Genomic DNA, 19,583 nt, shown 5'->3' with positions numbered 1-19,583 from the left:
GTTACTCAGTTGAATCCGAAGGCGGAGCAAACAAACAGCGCCAACGTTGTTGCCACGTTAAATTTGGTCGACGTACCTCGTTGAACATATCTTTCCATTCTGCAAACGTCACCTTAATTGGGTTGAAGCTGTTTACCGGTTTAGAAATGCCATAACGAACCGTTTCTATTTCTGGTTCAAAAGTGCCAAACATTCGATCCCAGAGAATCAAAACACCTGCGTAATTTTTATCAATATATTGACGATTGATCCCGTGATGCACTCTGTGGTGAGACGGCGTGTTGAATACCCACTCCAGTGGACCAAGTGACCGAATCGACTGCGTGTGCACAAAGAACTGCAAACCTAGATTCAACAACACCACGAATACAACCCATTTAGGGTCAAAGCCAATAATGACCAAAGGTAGCCAGAACAGCCACATCCCCGCCAATGGGTACATCAAGCTTTGGCGAAACGCCGTACTAAAATTCATTCTTTCTGAACTGTGATGCACCACATGTGCCGCCCACATCCAACGAATACGATGGCTAGCACGGTGGAACCAGTAATAGAAAAAGTCTTGCAGCAACATAAGAAGCAAGAAGGCCGATACACTCATTTCGATATCAAATAATCGCCAATCAAATATCCACAAGTAGAAATGCGCAATCAGCAACCCCGTTAAAATATCAGCAGCTTGATGTAATCCTGCCAACACAAAGTTACACGCCACTTCCGGCAAATAATATTGTGCGCTGTCAGGCAGTTTACCTCGACGCTGTCCCAAACCGTATTCCGCGGCGATGCAGAGAAAAAAGATAGGAGCCAAAGCCATAAGCAAGAGCTCCGGTCGTTCCATGATTTGTGACCAATCCATTGTCTTATCTACCATTTTGCGTAGTGATCTTCCGTTAAACCCACAACACCGTCTAGTTCGTGCTTACTGCCATTGCCATCCACAACAAACCCTGAAAAGTGGCCGATATATTGACGAAAGTTACTTTTCAAAAACCAGAAGTTCTTTTTCTCAGAACGTTGATTGATAGGCTCAAACACTAAGTCTACGCAACCATCTTGGGAGGTGATGCGCCAATCAGTACGTGGATTCTGACGTGAAAATTGAAACTGCACCGGATTAAGCAAATGCCTTTCACCATCCACCCACAGTACATTTTCACAAAACCCGGTTTCGTTTACGCCAGCGGCGAGGTTGAGACCCAAGCTTTTGTCGCCGTCTTTATGGTTGACACTCGCCCAGCGCCAGCTCGTTTCCCTTCGCATGTAACCCGCCGAGAAATCATAACCCGCAGCAACCTGTGACAGATCTTGCTCTTCACCCAGAATAAATAGATTCCCTGTTACCGTCAGCGCGTTGTGTTTTTGCGTATACGTCCATCCGGAGTAACCCGTTGGCGTAGAGAGCATAAGAGGCAAACTTTGTGGCTGTGGATGCAGTGTAATGTTGGCGTTCACGGAAGGCGTCACAAACTGAACATGCCACTGCCCCTCCTCAATGGAGAACTGAATTGTATTGTTCGCGAGATGCGCTTTGCTCAACCAACTCGATGGTTGAGTCTGATAACCAAGCTGACAAGGTTTAAGCCATTGCTGCTCGGTGAGTGCATTGCGCTTAATATCGAACAAATAACAAAATCCGGAGGCCAAATAGCGAATATCGGCAATCGCAATCCCGACGACATAGTCAGGCGTCACGAGAGACACGAACTGGAACTGCTTGTAATCGAAATGTTTTCGCCACTTCGATACAGGATTGTCCATCTCATTGAGATATTGAAATGACTCTAAATCGAATGATCTTGGAATCGCCGACAAGTGCCCAAAAACCGGCATACCATCTTGCTGAATAAATGAGTCCAAAGGCTTAATTACGTCCATGATTCTGACTTTACTAATCACACACGGCACAAGATTAACATAAATTTAACAACAAACGAGTTGCGCGACTGCACAACAATCACGTATTTAAGGCAGGCAACGAAGCAATAGTGTGAAACAGGTCACTCATATCTCATCACTATCACTGCGATTTAGAGTTTTAGCTTGGCTGTAGAGCATTAATCAGAATGAAGAATATTGGTTACGATCTCCGTTTTCACCGAATTCGCGATAAAACAGTTTTCATGTGCCATGTGATGCATTTTTTCCAATTGCTCATAGCTTGGCTGCTTATCACCAGAAAATACAACTGTCGGATTTAACACCACTCTCGAAACCCACTCTTTCCCATTTTCACCAACGGTCAACTCCCCTTCAGCTGCATCAACATAAGAGTCGATCACATAACGACGCTTTGCTGCAATCGAAAGGAAAACCAGCATATGGCAACTAGAAAGTGCCGCAACAAACGCCTCTTCGGGATCGACGTTTTCTTCTACCGACAGCGGCAACGGAACAACATAAGGAGATGGCGAAGCAGGAACTAACAAACCGCCATCAAAGCGCCAAGTGTGCGCTCTACTGTAATGATTATCGCTAAAGATTTCATTGGCCTGGCGTTGCCACGCTATTAATGCCGTGTGCTTACTCATACTCATTCCCTGATTGTTGAGTGGTGTAGTAAATCACAGCTCAATACGGAAAGAAAACAGACACTGAGTGAAATGAGCGAACAGCCACTTCAAAGCACCTGTTCTGAGTTTTGTTGCGCTTTTACTAACTCATCTCTCAAACGGTGTCCTTGATGAATATTCACTTGGAGGCGATTAATCAACATCTGTAGCTGTTCAATCGCTGGCACTTGGTTCATTTTTAACTGTGTTTCGAGTTCCAGCGCTTGGCTAGCCAGTATCTTCAGCCCTAAATTCAACGCCATTCCCTTGGTCGTATGCATCGTCAATTTGAGAGAGTCGAAATCGCTCTGCATAAAGTTTTCAATCAGGTCATCAACCGCCAGTTCAAAATCGGTGATGATGCTGTTGAGCAGATCAAGTAACTCATTCGGATGTTCTTTGAGGGACGCCAACATTTCGGAGTTCGACAATTCCTCTTCCGTCAGCCTCAAGTTTTCAATCGGCTTACGTTGCAGTTGCAATACATTGCTCGCTGGCGATACCTCTTCGGTTTGTTTCACTTTGAGCCTCGCACTGAATTGCTTCAAAGCGTCAGCAAAACTTTCCCGCTGTAGAGGCTTGGTTAGGACATGATCGGCACCTGCCGCGATAAAGTGGTCATGGGCCTCACGAAAGACATCCGCAGTATAGGCAAACAGCAACGTCTTTACCCCTAGCTGTTCGCGAATAAAACGAGTCGCTTCGACACCATTCATCTCTGGCATGTGATTATCCATCAAGATAAGGTCATAGTCGTTGTCGCGTGCCTTTTCTACAGCAACCAGCCCGTTTTCTGCGACATCCACTGCGTGCCCTAACTTTTCGCAAAAGCCTTTCGCCACCAAAGCATTTACGCGGTTATCTTCTGCCAACAAAATGCGCAAGTTCTGAGTGCTTCGGGTTTGAACTGGCGTATGCTGCGGGCTCGGTTTTTCGCTCTCATTCCATGGTATCGGCAAAGTGACAATAAACTGCGTGCCAACCCCTTCTACGCTCTTTAAGGTAATAGAACCACCCATAAGCTCAGTGAGCTTTTTAACGATGGCCAATCCTAAACCCGTTCCTCCAAACCTTCTGGTAGTTGAAGAATCTGCTTGCTCGAAGGAGTTAAATACTCGCCCTTGTTTATCGGGCGCGATACCGATCCCCGTATCACTGACGATGATCAACAGCTGTTTGTCTTCACCATTTAACTCGGTACGAATCAGTACGTGCCCTTCATTGGTAAACTTCACGGCGTTGCCCGCCAAATTAAACAAAATTTGGCGAAGTCGAGCACAATCGCCTGTGAACTCGGTGTTGTTCGGAACGTCGTTCTCAACAATCAGCTCAATGCTTTTTTCATCTATTAACGGCTGTATGGCGCTGCAAACCGGTGTTAAGACTTGTTCAAGATGAAACGGGGCCTCTTCCAGTTCTAGCTTATTTTCCTCAACTTTAGAAAAGTCCAAGATGTCGTTGAGGATAGTCATTAAATGCTGCCCTGAATCCAGAATCACCTTAATGTGCTCTTTGGTGACGGGCTCTTTGGTTTCCTCTGCAATCAACTGAGAAATCCCGAGCACCCCATTCATTGGCGTTCTTAATTCGTGACTCATTGCAGCAAGAAAGCTGGATTTAGCCTTCGCGGCTCGCTCTGCTTTGTCCGTCTCGGCTTCCAACTCCGAGTTAAGCTGCTTCAAGTTGTGCATTCGGTATTGCAATTGATACAAGAACGACCCGACTAACAACATCACTGCGACAAACACAAACAGCCAAGTGAAGCGCGCCTCATTTTGGGCGAGATCAAGAAGTGAGTGCTCGGCCTCTTCCACAAACACAAAGTAATTGTGATCCAGTAGCTCATTGGTCAACAGCTCGATTTTTTTATCGCTTTCATGTAAGCGCCCCAAAAAGTTCGCGCCACTTTCGCTTTGCTCCCCACTTTGATTCACTAAGTCGCGGCTAAAAAACTCGACGTAATGTTTATCTAATTGCGTTTCACCAATGTGCGTCGAAAACTCCTCTTCATAGATGTCCAACAGCATCAGCAAAGCGTATTGATTTTCGACTTGTACCCCAATCAACATGTCTAATTGCGAAGTGGTTTGAATAACTCGTTGCTCAAACTTGGCTAACGTCTGTTGTATTTTCTGGCGGTTGGGTGAGATGGGAAACCAAACGGCGTTATCGAAGGTATCAGCCAATTTTTCCGCTTCCACTTCAATATCAACCAACGATTTAGTGAGCTCGAAGTTCTTTCGCTCCTTGATGGCATACTGATTCACAATCACATCGCGTTCTTCAATCAGCTGATGGCCGACCTCAGAAAGCGCGCTATGAAGTTGTTGCGTACTGTTGGAATTAATGTGAGCCATGTAGGCAAAGGTGCACGCCACCAGCATCGCAATAAATAAGCATGAATTGACCAACCTAAACTTATTCATTTTCCAGCACCTCTAATATTACTGGCCTTGGGGCGCTGAGTGACGTCAAGAACGCTTCGATGTCTTCGATGTTGCTATCACTCATCGTAATACCAAGCTGCGTTTGCGCCATGATTTGAATCGCCTCCGCAAGGGTGTTCACTTGCCCGTTATGAAAATACGGCCCCGTTAATGCGACGTTTCTTAAACTGGCAACACGGAAATAATACCCCTCATCCCCTTCCGTTGTGAGTAAATGGCGACCAGTGTCTTTCTGCACGGGTTTATGCTCAAAGTAAGCGAAGCGTTGAATCATCGCGCCGCCAACATTTTTCCCTTGATGACATTGTACGCACCCAGCTTTCTGGAAGGTTTTCCAACCGCGTTTCGCTTTCTCACTCAAAACATGCGTGTAACCCAATAAGTAGGCATCAAACGGCGCGCCTGGAGTTTCAAGCCCTTTCACAAACTCAACAATGGACGCTTTGATGTTGTCGATAGAAATTGGCAGGTTTCCAGCGCGTTTAAACAGCGCTTGATACTGCTCGTTGTTTTGAACGTAGCTTTCAATCTTCGGCCAGTTGGAATCCATTTCTAACGGGTCGTGAATTGGGCCATCCATTTGAGAGACTAACGTATTCGACGAGCCGTCCCATAACAGTCGGTAATTCAGTGACGCATTAAAAACCGTGATCGCGTTCCGTGTTCCTGCCCCTTTTACACCTGCTGCTACGGCTGTGTTTTGCGCGCCATTCGTTTGTAGATTGTGGCAACTTTCACAACTGACTTTACCATTCGATGACAAGTTGGGATCTCTAAATAAATGCCAACCAATCCGCGCTAACTTAACGTCGACGACCGGATCGCCCTCGATAGGCAAAACAAGTTCGACTTCTGCTTTTGCAACACTGACGGATGATGCGGTACAAACGAATAGCACGGCGGCACCCCATTTGATAGCTGTACTCAGCCTCATAACTTGAACTTCCTAGAACGCCCTAATTATGAACCTAGTTGCAAATGCGATTTTTTGCCATTTTCAGGCGAGAGTAAAAGGTATGATTTTGTTTCGTATAAAGCTCAAGAGGGAGAGAGATTAAAACAGACAGAGCGAGTCCGATAGAATTCGAACTCGCGTCAGGAAGGCAATAGAGCGTGGCTAGTTGATGAAGGCAAGCAGGCGATAAAACCAAGTGACTTCACCGTAAGCAATCAAATCAAAGATGGTGAAGAAGATGACACAGATGATGGCCAATTTGACCAAGCGTTGAACTATAAACATCACAATTTCCTGTTGTTTTTTCGCAGTTTACTACGTCAACAGGCGAATGAAAAACGGATGCTTGTATCAAGGCGTGTTAAACAATCAACAAAATTTTTTGCAAAAAATGACGTGCTAGAAGCGCAGTTCTCTAAGCGATTGTACTATCTACTTTTTTATTAATTCACTGCACGTTTTGCTTAAAAAGCAATCGGTTAACTCACTGTATAACCTAGATAAGCGAGCGAAAATGGATGTCGACAAGTTGGACGAGCATCAACTATTTCAAATATGATATGTCGTACACTTTTTTAAAACTAATACTTATAACTATTTTTTAATGCAAACACCTCGCTTGTTTAACTTAAATCTTCGCTACAAGACTGCCTTGTATTTCTCGCTCGGTCTGCTCGGGATGATAATTAGTTTCCTTTTTATCAGCCGATACTTTTTCCTGTACAGCTCAGATGAGTTGGAAAACATGGAAATTGACCACTCAAGTCAGCAAGCTATAGCCGTAATTGACATGATGGTGACTCAGCAAGAAGGAAGTTCCTACGATTGGGCTTACTGGGATGAGACCTATGACCTTTTCGCACACCGTGACATCGCAGGTTACAGCGAACGCAACTTATATGTCGAAACCCTTGATGCGCTGAACCTCGATTTGATGTCGTTTATCACACTGGATGGTCAGTCCTTAGTGTCATTGAGTCGTGAAAACACACCTGAGTCTTCATCCTCTCTAAACAATAAAGTCGTGTCCGTGCCACTCCTCCAACAGCATATTTTGGCGATGAACAGTAAGCTTGATGTTCACCGCGAAAGTTTGGCGGGCATATTTAAGATCAATGACAACATTTGGGGGTTGAGCTTAGCGCCAGTTCGCAACAGCGAAGGAGATCGTCCTTCGAACGGCTGGATGCTGTGGGGACGCAATCTGTCTGAGCGTTTCCCTGGCGACTTTAAAGCGATGATGTCTGCCAGCAATACGCTCGTGACCAAGTCGTTTAATCCTGTCGATCATGCCAAAACTAAAAGCATCGATAAAACCTCAGAGTCCATCATCAAATGGACCCCAATCAGCGATCTCGCGGGTGAGCCGATTGCGTGGTTGAAAACACAAACCAAACGTGAACACTATTCAAAAGGTAATACGCTCTTTATTTACCTCTTTGCGACGGTTGGGGTGGTAGCGTCAGTCATTGCTACCAGCACGTTTTTCATCTTCAAAAGAAAGGTGGCAACACGCTTTAGCCACTTTGCAGAAGGCATTAACGAAATCGCCTCCCAATATCAGCTTGAAGGTTTGCAGTCCGTAAAGTTCGATGAGTTAGAACTCGCGACAAAGCTTGTGCAAAAGCTCTCTGAAAACACGTCTATGACTCAGTTACAGCTGAAAGACTCCATGGAGAAATTCGGCGCACTTTACCACAGCTCATCGTTAGGCATGCTGATCGTTATTGAACGTGAAATCGTCGACGCCAACCATCGAGCGCTTGAACTACTGAGTTATAAAAAGTCCGACCTTCTTGAGCAGCCATTAGACACGCTCTGCCCTACAACTACTGATGAGTGTCGTGTTGATGCAATGTATCGAGAGCTTCAACATGGCCGCAATCAGTTTGAAGCACAGATGCTAGACAGCCATGGCGAAACCATCGATTGTTTAATAGAAGCAACACTGATTCAGCACAACGGGCACACCGCCTTGATGCTGCTGTTGCAAGATTTGAGTGAAAACAAACAACAAGCTGAGATGATTCAAAAACTGACCGATTTTGATCCTGTGTCCGGCTTTTGTAATCGCCCAGTGATCTTAGGCGCACTTGAAGAGTTGGTGAAACACCAGCCGAATCACTTCTCGTTCATCTACATCACAAGTAAGAGCCTCAAACAAATCGCTGAAGTGTACGGACACCTGATTTTTGATGAGGCGATCCAGTACATCTCGACTTTGTTGCGCGACCATTTGGGCACTCACCAAATTGGTCGGATTAGTGAGCATGAGTTCATCGTCATTCTTCCCAACGCAAGCGGTCACAGCGACGCATTGGAAGCGGCAAACCGACTGTTAAATCAGCTCTCTTACAAAATCGAACTCTCTGGGATTATGTTGTCGCTCGACAGCAAAGCCGTGATGGTTGCCCCTAAAATCACCCACCAATCCCTTGAGCACCTACTGCTTGTTGCTCGTTACTCAGCGCAGTCAATGAGCGGGCGTCACATGCATGAAGTGTTGGTCGCTGATGGTGAATTATCTGAGCAGGCAGAAACGTCGATGATCATCCATCGCGACTTAGAAGTAGCGATTCGACAAGACAACATCATTCCTTATTTTCAACCAATCGTGAACGCGAAATCAGGTGAAATCATTGGCTTTGAAGCATTGGCTCGATGGCCGCATCCAACGCTCGGCATTATCTCGCCGTTGATCTTTATTCCGCTTGCAGAGCAAGGGAAACTGATTGTAGAGCTTGGAGAATCCATCCTCAATCAGTCTTGCGATTTTATCGGCAAACTGAACACAAAGAGACACAGCCAAGGCTTGCCGCCACTGACGGTGCACGTCAACCTGAGTGCGCAGCATTTCTACCATTCACGGTTGATTTCATTCCTGCAAACCATGATTGAAGAGCACAACATCTCTGCAGGTCATTTGGTGCTAGAAATCACCGAAAGTATGCTGATGGGCGGCGAAACGGAATCCATCCACTGCATCAACGAAATCAAACAACTGGGTGTACAACTGGCGTTGGACGATTTTGGTACGGGCTACGCATCATTCAGCAGCGTGTGCAACTTCCCTCTAGACATCGTCAAACTCGACAAATCGTACGTGGATGAAATTGAAACCAACGACCGAGCCAAAACGCTCGTGCGAAACATTGCCAATATGTCGCAAGAGTTAGGATTAACCATCGTCGCAGAAGGGGTCGAGACGGCCAGCCAAGTCCGCAAACTAAAAGTGTGGAATATAGATGAGTTACAAGGTTTCTACTTCTATAAACCGATGACTCGAGAAGACGCATTCGCTCAGTTTTCTGGCTTGCCCCACTGTTAATCTAGCTCCCTCTCCTAAGGCAAAGCGGCCTCTGTCGCTTTGCCTTTTTTGCTCCCCAATCTCTCTGCTTCTTGCCAAGTAAGACTCAGTATTGCATCGCACTGATGATCGAACACGGTTTCAACCCGATATAAATGTCTGCGTATATACTTTAAACAAGGTTTTCAATAAGTCCCTGTCACCGGACAAGGAGGACTGCATGAAACGGACATGGATATGGCTACTACCGCTGCTTCTATTTGCTGGCCAAACACTGGCAAATACGGTTTGGATTGTGCCCGTAAAAGGGGCAATTGGCCCAGCCAACAGTGACTACCTCTCTAGGGAAATTGAACAAGCTCAAATCAACGGCGTGAGCCTAGTGATTCTCAAAATGGATACCCCTGGCGGGCTAGATAGCGCGATGAGAGACATTATTCACGCCATCACAACCTCGACCACACCGATTGCGACTTGGGTTGGGCCTTCAGGATCTAGAGCAGCGAGCGCGGGCACTTACATTCTGCTTGCCAGCCACGTTGCGGCGATGGCAGAAGCGACCAACCTAGGCGCAGCAACCCCTGTCGCCATAGGTGGTGCACCACAAGCGCCCTCTTCTGATGACGGCAAAGACAAAGAAGCCTCGGATGAAAGCAAACCCAATGCAGAGAAGAGCGACGCTCAAGTTCCGGCTAAAACCGCCATGGAGAAAAAGGTCATCAATGACGCAAAAGCCTACATTAAAGGGCTCGCAAAATTACATGACCGCAATGCACAATGGGCAGAAAAAGCCGTCAGTGAAGCCGCCAGTTTAGACGCGGAAGAAGCCTTAGAACTCAATGTCATTGATGTCATCGCCAACTCGCCAGAAGAGCTGGTCACCGCAATAAACGGTAAATCCGTCAAGGTGAACAACCTCCCCGTGACATTGTCACTCGACAATCCCATTTGGGTTGAAAGAACACCGGACTGGCGCGCAGAAATGCTTGCGGTGATCACCAATCCTAATGTCGCCTACATTCTAATGCTCATCGGCATTTACGGCCTATTACTCGAGTTTTATAACCCCGGAGTGGGTTTACCCGGTGTGCTTGGCGGCATCTGCTTACTGCTTGCGATGTACGCACTGCAAATGATGCCCGTCAACTACGCAGGTTTGGGGCTGCTGCTGCTCGGTATCGCGCTCATGATTGCCGAAGCCTTTAGCCCGAGCTTTGGCATTTTAGGCTTGGGCGGCGTAGTAGCATTTGTGCTTGGTTCAATATTCCTGATGGACAGCGAGCTCCCGGGCTTCCAAATTGCCCTACCGTTGATTTTCGGTATCGCCATTTTCTCTATCGCGTTGATTCTTCTCACTATTGGTTTCTTACTCAGGATTCGAGGAAAAGGCGTCACCACAGGTTTAGAGACCTACCCCGGTAAACATGCCATTGTGAGTGACGACTTCATCGACGGACAAGGCCGCGTGCAGTTTGAAGGTGCATTTTGGCAAGCGAAGACCGAACAAGATCAAGAACTCAAACAAGGTGAATCGGTCACCATTGTTCATGTTAAAGGGCTAACCTTAACGGTGAAGCCCAATGACCGCCCTAAAGAATAGGAGGCGTTTATGATGCTCTACACTGTTGCAGTGATCGTGGTGCTGCTGTTCGCATTAGCGACACAAATGTTTAAGGTTCTGCGCGAGTACGAACGAGGCGTGGTGTTCTTTCTGGGGCGATTTCAAGAAGTAAAAGGCCCAGGCTTGATCATTTTGATTCCTTTCATCCAACAAATGGTGCGTGTTGATTTACGAACCATTGTGCTGGATGTACCAACACAAGATTTGATCACCAAAGATAACGTCTCTGTGCGCGTTAACGCGGTGGTGTATTTTCGCGTGGTTGACCCACAAATGGCAATCAACAATATTGAAAGTTACAGCGATGCCACCAGCCAGTTAGCACAAACGACGCTACGCTCGGTGCTGGGCCAACACGAGTTGGATGAACTGCTATCCGAACGAGAACGACTCAACAAGGATTTACAGTCCATTCTCGATCAACAAACCGACGATTGGGGCATTAAAATCTCCACCGTCGAAGTCAAACACGTCGATTTGAACGACAGCATGGTTCGCGCGCTGGCTCGACAAGCCGAGGCGGAACGTAACCGCCGAGCGAAAGTGATTCACGCAACGGGTGAATTGGAAGCGTCGAACAAGCTGAAAGAAGCCGCAGAAATGCTAAACGAAGCGCCAAACGCGCTGCAATTACGCTATATGCAAACCTTAACCGAAATTACGACGGACAAAACCTCAACCATCATCTTCCCAATGCCAATTAATTTGGTCGAAGCGGTGTCGGACATTGCCGATGCCGTTAAAAAGAATCAGGGGCAGGATAAAGAAGAATAGCCACATTAATTTTCAAGTAAGGGCGGAAGCGGCTTTGGTTTAACTTTAGCGAGCTTAGTTTGGTCTGATTGAGTTTGGTGTAAACAGTAAGGCCGCTTCTTCATATTAGATATCACAAACCTTTCGATCACTGACCCGTGTCGGATTTACTTGGCGGCGTACCACATTCGCGTTTCATGATTTCCAGACCCGATTTAAAACAAGCGCGCCATGCATTTTCAACGTCTGAGTTGTACTCATAATCACACTCTCGTACTGTTTCCAATAAGCTTTCAAACCAAATATCAATGTCTTCGGGTTTGATACCAATGTTTCCGATACCATGCTTTTTGCCATACTTTTCCATCATTTTTCGCGCATCAGAAGACGTGTCTGTCATCATAAAAAAGACGATCGAACCTTTGAGCATACGAACTTGCTTTTGCATATCTACGCCTTCAAATTTCTGCCGAAAGCTCTCTCCTTTCGACCAAAACTTGGCATAAAACCGCTCGAAAAAGTACTCACTGAGAACACAACGCTCGTAACTGTCGTTCAAAACCTCAATCACATTCATGACCACTCCAAACGAAAACCAGAGTACAACTCATATTTTATGAGTGTAATTTAATATCTCAAACAAGGGGCAAGCGAATATCTCAAAGCTTGTAATTTTGGCCAAGAAACAGCAAAGACCACGTTCTCTACGCAGAGTTTGAAACATCACTCCCAAGTTCTCTGTTCGATTTTCAACAAAAAGTTAAAAGTGATTTAAATAAAAGCCATCTTATCAATTGCTGGTTATTCGGTACTATGAACTCACTTTCGAGGTACGCGTGGTTGTCGAAGCTAAAAGCGGCCGATATAAAACTGAATAACGAGGATAAAAACGTGTCTCATCAAATCATTAAAGATCTAAACAGCCGCTACACAGCGAAAAAATACGACGCAGAAAAACGCATTTCTCAAGAAGATATGGCCATCATCAAAGAAGCCATTCGTCTGTCTGCATCGTCAATCAACTCGCAACCATGGAAATTCATCGTGATTGAAAGTGATGAAGCGAAACAACGCTTCCACAGCACGTTCGCGAACAAACACCAATTTAACCAACCCCACGCAACCACGGCGTCGCACACGATCCTTCTTGCTTACGATCCTAAGTTCACAAAAGAGAAGTTTGCAAAACGCGTGGATGCCGAAGTCACTTCAGGTCACCTACCAGCAGATATGTACAACACCTTTATGGGCGCATACGCATTTGCCGAAGCGAACACCGATGAAAATGGCTTCAACGGTCATTGGACTAAGGCGCAAGTTTACATCGCACTGGGTAACCTACTGCACACATTAGCGCGCCTTGGTATTGACTCCACTCCAATGGAAGGCGTTGATCCTGAGCTGATTGGCGAAGAATTTAAAGACGAGTTAGAAGGCCACGTTTGTGAAGTTGCGCTGGCGATTGGTTACCACAAAGATGGTGAAGACTACAATCACGGTCTACCTAAAGCGCGTATGGCATTGGATGATGTTATCACCACGCTATAAAAGCTGATTGAAATCATCATTGTTGAATGAGCAAGCCGCACATTGATATGCGGCTTGTTTGTTTTGAGTGTAATTTGAGTTGAGTATCGCTCTCAGTTCAGACGTTTATCTCAACTAAGCCACTTGCTCGGATTTAAAATTACCAAGCAGCGCGTCATACAACTCGTGATCACTCAGGACACCAACCAACTTGTCATCTTCTACCAGCAACAGAGGCTGGCTACTGCGCTGCTTAAGCTCTATCGCTTCGCGCATACTGATGTTCGGGCTAACCTGAACCAGAGAGTTGGATTCGACATCATCGAGGTTCGATGATTCGCTCACCCACTGAATCAGCGACTGTTCAGAGTCCGACAAACTCAGGCCTTTCGACTCTTGCGTCACCCAAATTTCTTTATCAGGACAAATAAGCACACGCTCTTCTTCACGTACCAGAGCATCACTCGACTTCATTAGAGAACGTCCTTTAAGCACATTCAGAGGATTCGTGTGGGCAACGAAGTCCGCCACATAATCGGTTTCTGGTGCGAGAATGATCTGCTCTGGCTTACCATGCTGAATCAGTTTACCCGACTCCATAATGGCAATATTGTTACCAATTTTAAGCGCTTCATCTAAATCATGACTCACGAACAAAATCGTTTTGTTCAGCTTTTCTTGCAGCAGAATCAGTTCGTCTTGCAGCTGCGCTCGGATCAGTGGGTCAAGTGCTGAAAACGGTTCATCCATGAGAAGAATATCTGTGTCCATCGCAAATGCGCGCGCCAAACCAACTCGCTGCTGCATACCACCAGAAAGCTCATGCGGGAACTTACTCTCCCATTCTGACAAGCCAACCATTTCTAACTGTTCACGTGCTTTTGCACGTCGTTCTGCTTTACCTATACCTTGCATTTCCAGGCCAAAGGCAACGTTATCTAGTACTGTTAGCCAAGGCATCAGAGCAAACTTCTGGAACACCATCGACACTCGATGTGTACGTAAATGACGAAGCGTCTGCTCATCACAGTTAGCGAGCTCTACCATATCATCGCCGTCTTGGATTTTCAGAGAGCCACGAGAAATATCATTGAGTCCGTTTACTGTACGAAGCAAGCTGGATTTGCCAGAACCAGACAAACCCATCAATACACAGATTTCTCCACGCTTGACCGTCAGAGATACATTATCAACACCAACTACTTGACCGGTTTCGTCGATGATCTCCTGGCGAGACTTACCCTGGTCCAGCAAAGTCAAAGCTTGTGATTGCTGCTGACCAAACACTACATCAAGATTTTCAATAGTAATTGCGTCCATGATTAAACCTCCTTCTGGTTTGGTGCTTTACACAAGCGATCAAGGATGATTGCAACAAGAACAATCGCTAAACCAGCTTCAAAACCTTGCGAGATATTTACAGTATTCAGTGCACGTACAACCGGCTTACCTAAACCATCTGCACCAACCAGTGCGGCAATAACCACCATCGAAAGAGATAGCATAATACATTGGGTAACCCCCGCCATGATACTTGGTAGTGCCGCAGGTAACTCCACCTTAAACAGCAACTTCATACGGCTTGCACCAAATGCTTTACCCGCTTCCAGAAGTTCTTCTGGCACTTTAATGATGCCCAAATAAGTCAATCGAATTGGTGCTGCAATGGCAAAAATGATGGTTGAAATCAGTCCCGGTACAATGCCTAAACCAAACAGAACTAATGTCGGGATCAAGTACACAAATGTCGGTACGGTTTGCATCAAGTCCAGAATAGGTCTGAGCAAGGTGTATAACCAAGGACGATGCGCCGCCATGATCCCCAGTGGCACGCCAATTAATACGGAAATCGTTGTCGCTGCAAACACGAGAACAAAGGTTTCCAGCATTTCTTGCCAGTAGCCAAGGTTAAGTATCGCCAGCAGTGCCAATACGATAAATATGACTAAAGGGATACTACGGTGTAAGAACCAAGCCAGTGCCGCTGTGATAATAATCGGCGCTGCAGGCGGCATCCATTTAAAGATGTCCACCACAAACATAATAATGGTTTCAAGAGTAATAGAGATTGCATCAAAAAAACCTGATGCATTGATGGTTAACCAATCGACGCCAGTTTCCATCCATTGGCCCAACGGTAGTTTGTTGTCCGTAATAAAATTCACAATAAAACCTTTGTGTTGATGATGTGGGCATTGCTGCCCACTAAGAAAAATCAATTAAGCGTTGTCTTTAAGGTAACGAGCAATTGCCGACTGTGCGTCTTGGCCATCGACAGTTTTCACATCCTTCAGCCACGCTTCGATTTTGTCTGCGTTCGCGTTTAACCAAGCTTGTGCGGCTTTAGATGGTTTTTGCTTCTGGTTGAGAATCGCTTCCATCAGCTCGTTTTCCATTTCTAGGCTGAACTCTAGGTTTTTCACTAGTTGACCCACATTCGGACACTCAGCAAGGTAGTTTTGACGTACGTTTGTATAAACGTTCGCACCGCCGTAATTTGGGCCGAAGAAATCATCGCCACCCGATAGGTATTCCATTTCAACATTACTGTTCATTGGGTGCGGCGCCCAACCCAGGTAAACGATCCACTGATTGCGACGTACCGCACGTGATACTTGTGACACCATGCCCGCTTCGCTTGATTCAACCAGGCTGAAGTCTTTTAAACCAAACGCATTGCTGTCGATCATGGATTGAATCAGGCGGTTACCATCGTTACCTGGTTCGATGCCGTAAATGCGGTCTTTAAATTTGTCGGCATGTTTTTCCAGGTCAGCAAAGCTCTTCACACCTGCGTCATAAACGTATTTTGGTACTGCCAGAGTGTATTTCGCGCCGACAAGATTCGCTTTTACTGTTTCGACAGTGCCAGCATCTCGGTACTTAGCAATGTCACCTTCCATCGTTGGCATCCAGTTACCAAGGAAGATATCAATGTCGCCATTCGCCATAGAAGAATAAGTTACCGGTACAGACAGCAGATCCGTCTTGGTTTTGTAACCTAAGCCTTTCAGGATTTCTGTGGTCACAGCAGTGGTTGCGGTAATGTCTGTCCAGCCGACATCGGCAAATCGCACGGTTTTACATTGATTTGCGTAAGCGCCGGTAGCTAAAGAACTTAACGCGATAGTCGATAGTATTTTCGTCATCTTAGACATGTTGAATTCCTTTTAATAATTTCTGACTTTATTCTCAGTTTTTAAAGATTAAGAGATCGATTCCAAGTCTCTTTTCGGTGGATGCATTCGCTGCATCTCTTGCCAGTTCGGTGCAATCCAAACCGGAGTGTTATTTGCTTTTTCTAGTGCGTTACCCAAGATCATGTCCGCAGCCCGTTCTGCAACCATGATGGTTGGCGCGTTCAAGTTACCATTTGGAATGGTTGGGAAAATCGACGAGTCCACAACACGCAAACCCTGGATGCCGCGTACCTGACACTGCTCATCCAGTACAGCTAGCGGATCATCGTCTGCACCCATTTTGCAGCTACATGAAGGATGATAAGCACTCTCAACATTTTGCTTAACCCACTCATCAATTTGCTCGTCGGTAGTGATATTGAGACCTGGCTGGATTTCATCGCCACGGAACTCATCCATCGCAGGTTGATTGAGAATTTCGCGCGTCAGACGAATACAGTCACGCCAGTCCTGTTTATCTTGCTCGGTCGAGATGTAGTTAAACTCAATCTTTGGCTTATCAGTCGGGTTAGAAGAAACCACCTCTACAGTGCCTCGGCTCTCTGGTTTGTTAGGGCCGACGTGAACCTGGAAACCATGGCCATCGAATGCTGCTTGCCCGTCATAACGCATAGCTGCAGGTAGGAAGTGATATTGAATATTTGGCCACTTCAGCCCTTCACGCGAGCGAATAAACGCACACGATTCAAAATGGTTGGTTGCGCCAAGACCTTTTCGAGTCAGAATCCACTCGGTACCGATTAGCCCTTTGCTCACCAAGCCTAGTTTACTGTTCAGTGTGATTGGCTGCTTACAGTGGTATTGGAAGTACACTTCCAGATGGTCTTGCAGGTTTTTGCCTACCCCTTCCAACTGGTGTTTCAACTCGATGCCCGCTTTTTCCAGTACATCTTTAGGGCCAATACCGGAAAGTTGAAGTAGCTGTACCGAACCGATTGAGCCTGCACTAGAAATGACTTCATTTTTCGCAAAACACTGCTGAATTGAACCCGCTTTCTCAAATTCAACGCCGACCGCTTTTTTCCCTTCCGGCCCTTTATCTCCAAGCCTTGTTTCTTCAAGTAATACACGACGCACAGTCACTCGCTTCATGAGCGTGAAGTTCTTGCGCTTTTTGGCACGGCTTAAGTATGCATTAGAGGTTGAAGCTCGTACGCCTTTATCAACGGTCATGTGCATCGGACCGAAGCCTTCCTGCTGGAAACCGTTGTAATCGTCAGTTTCGGGATAGCCCGCCTCTTTACCAGCCTCAATAAAGGCTTCATACAACGGGTTCAGCTTCATGTCATTGCCGCTACATGTACCTAGAGGGCCACTGTCACCGCGGTACTCATCAGCTCCACCGACCCAAGATTCAGCTTTGCGAAAGTACGGTAAGCATGCTTGGTAATTCCAGCCTTTGGCTCCCTCTTCTTCCCACTGGTCGAAGTCGCAAGCATGGCCACGTACGTAAACCATACCGTTGATAGAAGAGCTACCACCAAGAACTTTACCGCGAGGACAGTGCAACTGGCGTCCGTCAAGACCATCTTCTTGTACGGTCTCGAACTGCCAAGCGTATTTTTCAGTATTCATCGGGTACGAAAGTGCTGTTGGCATTTGGATAAAAATGCTCTTATCCGTACCACCCGCTTCCAGTAATAATACTGAGTGCTGACCGCTCTCACTCAAACGATCCGCTAACACACAGCCGGCCGAACCCGCACCGACGATAATATAATCGTAGTGTTGTTTCATTTTGTGGTCTCCTAGGAGTGTTTAGAGATAAGGGCTTTCGAAATCGCTAAGTTGAACCAGTACGCTCTTAGTTTGCGTGTAATGCTTCAGTGTTTCGACGCCGTTCTCGCGGCCAATGCCGGATTGCTTGTAGCCACCAACTGGCATTTCTGCCGGAGAGTCACCCCAAGCATTAACCCAGCAGATACCTGCCTGAATTTTGTGAATAACGCGATGAGCGCGAGAGAGATTCTGAGTGAAGACACCAGCAGCCAGCCCATAATCCGTATCATTAGCGCGTTCGATAACTTCAGCTTCGTCGCTGAATTTAAGCACGGACATTACAGGACCAAAGATCTCTTGCTGTACGTGGCTCATGCTATCGTCACAGTCGATAAATACGGTTGGAGCAACGAAGTTACCATTTTGCAGACCATTATCTGTTACTTTGTAACCGCCGGTCAGCAGAGTGGCACCGCTCGCTTTTGCGCTCTCAATCGCTGACAGCACTTTGCTTTCATGTTCTTTTGAAATTAGGGCACCGATTTGTGTATTTTCATCAAGAGGGTCTCCGACAACCAGTTTCTCAGTACGAGTTTTAAGCTGTGCAACAAAGTCGTCGTAGATAGATTCATGGACAAATACACGGGTACCGTTGGTACATACCTCACCCTGAGTGTAGAAGTTAGCAACCATAGCGGCCGATACCGCATCGTCCAGCTTTGCATCGTCGAATACGATCAGTGGTGACTTGCCACCTAATTCCATTGTGACTTGCTTAAGCGTTTTTGCACTGTCACCCATAACAACTTTGCCAGTGCCTGATTCGCCAGTGAACGATACTTTAGCAATATCTGGATGCGCCGTTAGCATCTGCCCTACGCGATAGTCACCCTGCACGACGTTAAACACACCATCAGGAAGACCCGCTTCAGAATAAATTTCTGCAAGTTTAAGCGCTGTAAGCGGTGTTTCTTCCGACGGCTTAAAGATCATTGCATTACCCGCAGCCAGTGCTGGTGCTGATTTCCACATTGCGATTTGAATAGGATAGTTCCAGGCGCCAATACCTGCGCAAATTCCCAGAGGTTCACGGCGCGTATAGAAAAACTGGCTTTCATTGAGAGGTTGTTGCTCACCCTGCAAACTTGGTGCAAGGCCAGCGTAATATTCGATAACATCTGCGCCTGTCGTAATATCAACAGCGATCGCTTCTTGAATTGGCTTACCCGTGTCCGCCACTTCTAAAGCGGCTAACTCGTCATTGCGTTCACGCAGAATCGCTACCGCTTTGTTGAGAATTCGGCTACGTTCTATGGCCGTCATTGCAGACCAAACCTCAAAGCCGCGCTTTGCAGATTCAATAGCGGCTTCCATATCGCTCTGGTTTGCTTGTTTAACATTGGCCAATGGCTCGCCATTTGCCGGATTGTAAGTGGTGAAATGCTCGTCAGAACATCCGATATACATTGCACCATCGATGTAATGTGTTTTCATTTCCATAG

Annotated in this window: 16 protein-coding genes; 4 read left to right on the top strand and 12 right to left on the bottom strand. The window is 46.4% G+C overall.

The genetic code is table 11. The features are described 5' to 3' along the window. Position 1: 1 nt before the first annotated feature. The 6 genes from ACF8CV_RS02570 to ACF8CV_RS02545 all read right to left on the bottom strand — a co-directional run bounded on the left by ACF8CV_RS02570 (position 2) and on the right by ACF8CV_RS02545 (position 6,239). Entirely contained in the window at positions 2-859 is an 858-nt protein-coding gene (locus ACF8CV_RS02570; RefSeq protein WP_025517096.1) for a sterol desaturase family protein, read from the bottom strand. A gap of 8 nt (positions 860-867) precedes the next feature. Next, positions 868-1,878, bottom strand: a complete 1,011-nt coding sequence (locus ACF8CV_RS02565) for a DUF2804 domain-containing protein (RefSeq protein WP_171055838.1) — start codon at positions 1,876-1,878, stop codon at positions 868-870. A 179-nt stretch (positions 1,879-2,057) separates the two neighbouring features. Continuing rightward, positions 2,058-2,531, bottom strand: coding sequence for an OsmC family protein (locus ACF8CV_RS02560; protein ID WP_138937103.1), 474 nt, complete (start codon positions 2,529-2,531; stop codon positions 2,058-2,060). A gap of 89 nt (positions 2,532-2,620) precedes the next feature. Next, positions 2,621-4,978: an ATP-binding protein gene (locus ACF8CV_RS02555; protein WP_138937104.1), complete on the bottom strand. Its 2,358-nt coding sequence runs from the start codon at positions 4,976-4,978 to the stop codon at positions 2,621-2,623. After that, entirely contained in the window at positions 4,971-5,933 is a 963-nt protein-coding gene (locus ACF8CV_RS02550; protein ID WP_138937105.1) for a cytochrome-c peroxidase, read from the bottom strand. The genes ACF8CV_RS02555 and ACF8CV_RS02550 overlap by 8 nt, the downstream gene beginning before the upstream one ends. 183 nt (positions 5,934-6,116) lie before the next feature. Then, positions 6,117-6,239, bottom strand: a complete 123-nt coding sequence (locus tag ACF8CV_RS02545; RefSeq protein ID WP_017447435.1) for a hypothetical protein — start codon at positions 6,237-6,239, stop codon at positions 6,117-6,119. A 319-nt stretch (positions 6,240-6,558) separates the two neighbouring features. On the opposite strand from ACF8CV_RS02545, the gene ACF8CV_RS02540 reads away from it, so the two are divergent. The 3 genes from ACF8CV_RS02540 to ACF8CV_RS02530 all read left to right on the top strand — a co-directional run bounded on the left by ACF8CV_RS02540 (position 6,559) and on the right by ACF8CV_RS02530 (position 11,656). Next, on the top strand, positions 6,559-9,282 hold the full coding sequence (locus ACF8CV_RS02540; protein WP_392415971.1) for an EAL domain-containing protein: 2,724 nt from the start codon (positions 6,559-6,561) through the stop codon (positions 9,280-9,282). 199 nt (positions 9,283-9,481) lie between these two features. Next, positions 9,482-10,861 (top strand): nodulation protein NfeD, encoded by a 1,380-nt coding sequence (locus ACF8CV_RS02535; protein ID WP_138937107.1) that lies wholly within the window; start codon positions 9,482-9,484, stop codon positions 10,859-10,861. 9 nt (positions 10,862-10,870) lie between these two features. Further along, positions 10,871-11,656, top strand: a complete 786-nt coding sequence (locus tag ACF8CV_RS02530; protein WP_042765493.1) for a slipin family protein — start codon at positions 10,871-10,873, stop codon at positions 11,654-11,656. Positions 11,657-11,783: 127 nt separating this feature from the next. Here the strand turns inward: ACF8CV_RS02530 and ACF8CV_RS02525 are convergent, their stop codons facing one another. Beyond that, positions 11,784-12,212 carry a globin gene (locus tag ACF8CV_RS02525; protein ID WP_138937108.1) on the bottom strand — a complete coding sequence of 143 codons (429 nt, stop codon included), beginning with the start codon at positions 12,210-12,212 and terminating at the stop codon, positions 11,784-11,786. Between the two features lie 314 nt (positions 12,213-12,526). Between ACF8CV_RS02525 and ACF8CV_RS02520 the strand changes: the two genes are divergently transcribed. Then, positions 12,527-13,183, top strand: coding sequence for an NAD(P)H-dependent oxidoreductase (locus ACF8CV_RS02520; RefSeq protein WP_005499154.1), 657 nt, complete (start codon positions 12,527-12,529; stop codon positions 13,181-13,183). Positions 13,184-13,297: 114 nt separating this feature from the next. On the opposite strand, the gene choV is transcribed toward ACF8CV_RS02520, so the two are convergent. The 5 genes from choV to betB are packed head-to-tail and all read right to left on the bottom strand — an operon-like array spanning position 13,298 to position 19,581. Continuing rightward, on the bottom strand, positions 13,298-14,482 hold the full coding sequence (choV, locus tag ACF8CV_RS02515) for a choline ABC transporter ATP-binding protein (protein ID WP_138937109.1): 1,185 nt from the start codon (positions 14,480-14,482) through the stop codon (positions 13,298-13,300). Positions 14,483-14,484: 2 nt separating this feature from the next. Beyond that, positions 14,485-15,327: a choline ABC transporter permease subunit gene (gene choW / locus ACF8CV_RS02510; protein ID WP_138937110.1), complete on the bottom strand. Its 843-nt coding sequence runs from the start codon at positions 15,325-15,327 to the stop codon at positions 14,485-14,487. Between the two features lie 54 nt (positions 15,328-15,381). Then, complete coding sequence (locus ACF8CV_RS02505; RefSeq protein ID WP_025503669.1) at positions 15,382-16,320, bottom strand: choline ABC transporter substrate-binding protein; 939 nt, start codon at positions 16,318-16,320, stop codon at positions 15,382-15,384. Between the two features lie 48 nt (positions 16,321-16,368). Next, the gene (gene betA, locus ACF8CV_RS02500) at positions 16,369-18,099 is read right to left on the bottom strand and encodes a choline dehydrogenase (RefSeq protein WP_138937111.1); all 1,731 of its coding nucleotides are present in this window, start codon (positions 18,097-18,099) and stop codon (positions 16,369-16,371) included. A 21-nt stretch (positions 18,100-18,120) separates the two neighbouring features. Next, positions 18,121-19,581, bottom strand: a complete 1,461-nt coding sequence (gene betB / locus ACF8CV_RS02495) for a betaine-aldehyde dehydrogenase (RefSeq protein WP_138937112.1) — start codon at positions 19,579-19,581, stop codon at positions 18,121-18,123. Between the last annotated feature and the right edge of the window lie 2 nt (positions 19,582-19,583).

Source organism: Vibrio sp. zbq_1 (genome assembly GCF_043102935.1).
In the GTDB taxonomy this organism is placed as follows: domain Bacteria; phylum Pseudomonadota; class Gammaproteobacteria; order Enterobacterales; family Vibrionaceae; genus Vibrio; species Vibrio parahaemolyticus.
The sequence above is the reverse complement of the archived record's forward strand: the minus strand, read 5'-3'. Positions and strand labels throughout refer to the sequence as shown.

Excerpts from the sequence above, each read along its gene's own strand:
- ACF8CV_RS02505 (WP_025503669.1), bottom strand. The coding sequence starts at position 16,320 with ATGTCTAAGATGACGAAAATACTATCGACTATCGCGTTAAGTTCTTTA.
- ACF8CV_RS02545 (WP_017447435.1), bottom strand. The coding sequence starts at position 6,239 with ATGTTTATAGTTCAACGCTTGGTCAAATTGGCCATCATCTGTGTCATC.
- betA (WP_138937111.1), bottom strand. The coding sequence starts at position 18,099 with ATGAAACAACACTACGATTATATTATCGTCGGTGCGGGTTCGGCCGGC.
- betB (WP_138937112.1), bottom strand. The coding sequence starts at position 19,581 with ATGGAAATGAAAACACATTACATCGATGGTGCAATGTATATCGGATGT.
- ACF8CV_RS02550 (WP_138937105.1), bottom strand. The coding sequence starts at position 5,933 with ATGAGGCTGAGTACAGCTATCAAATGGGGTGCCGCCGTGCTATTCGTT.
- ACF8CV_RS02555 (WP_138937104.1), bottom strand. The coding sequence starts at position 4,978 with ATGAATAAGTTTAGGTTGGTCAATTCATGCTTATTTATTGCGATGCTG.
- ACF8CV_RS02570 (WP_025517096.1), bottom strand. The coding sequence starts at position 859 with ATGGATTGGTCACAAATCATGGAACGACCGGAGCTCTTGCTTATGGCT.
- ACF8CV_RS02525 (WP_138937108.1), bottom strand. The coding sequence starts at position 12,212 with ATGAATGTGATTGAGGTTTTGAACGACAGTTACGAGCGTTGTGTTCTC.
- ACF8CV_RS02535 (WP_138937107.1), top strand. The coding sequence starts at position 9,482 with ATGAAACGGACATGGATATGGCTACTACCGCTGCTTCTATTTGCTGGC.
- ACF8CV_RS02530 (WP_042765493.1), top strand. The coding sequence starts at position 10,871 with ATGATGCTCTACACTGTTGCAGTGATCGTGGTGCTGCTGTTCGCATTA.
- choV (WP_138937109.1), bottom strand. The coding sequence starts at position 14,482 with ATGGACGCAATTACTATTGAAAATCTTGATGTAGTGTTTGGTCAGCAG.
- ACF8CV_RS02540 (WP_392415971.1), top strand. The coding sequence starts at position 6,559 with ATGCAAACACCTCGCTTGTTTAACTTAAATCTTCGCTACAAGACTGCC.
- ACF8CV_RS02560 (WP_138937103.1), bottom strand. The coding sequence starts at position 2,531 with ATGAGTAAGCACACGGCATTAATAGCGTGGCAACGCCAGGCCAATGAA.
- ACF8CV_RS02565 (WP_171055838.1), bottom strand. The coding sequence starts at position 1,878 with ATGGACGTAATTAAGCCTTTGGACTCATTTATTCAGCAAGATGGTATG.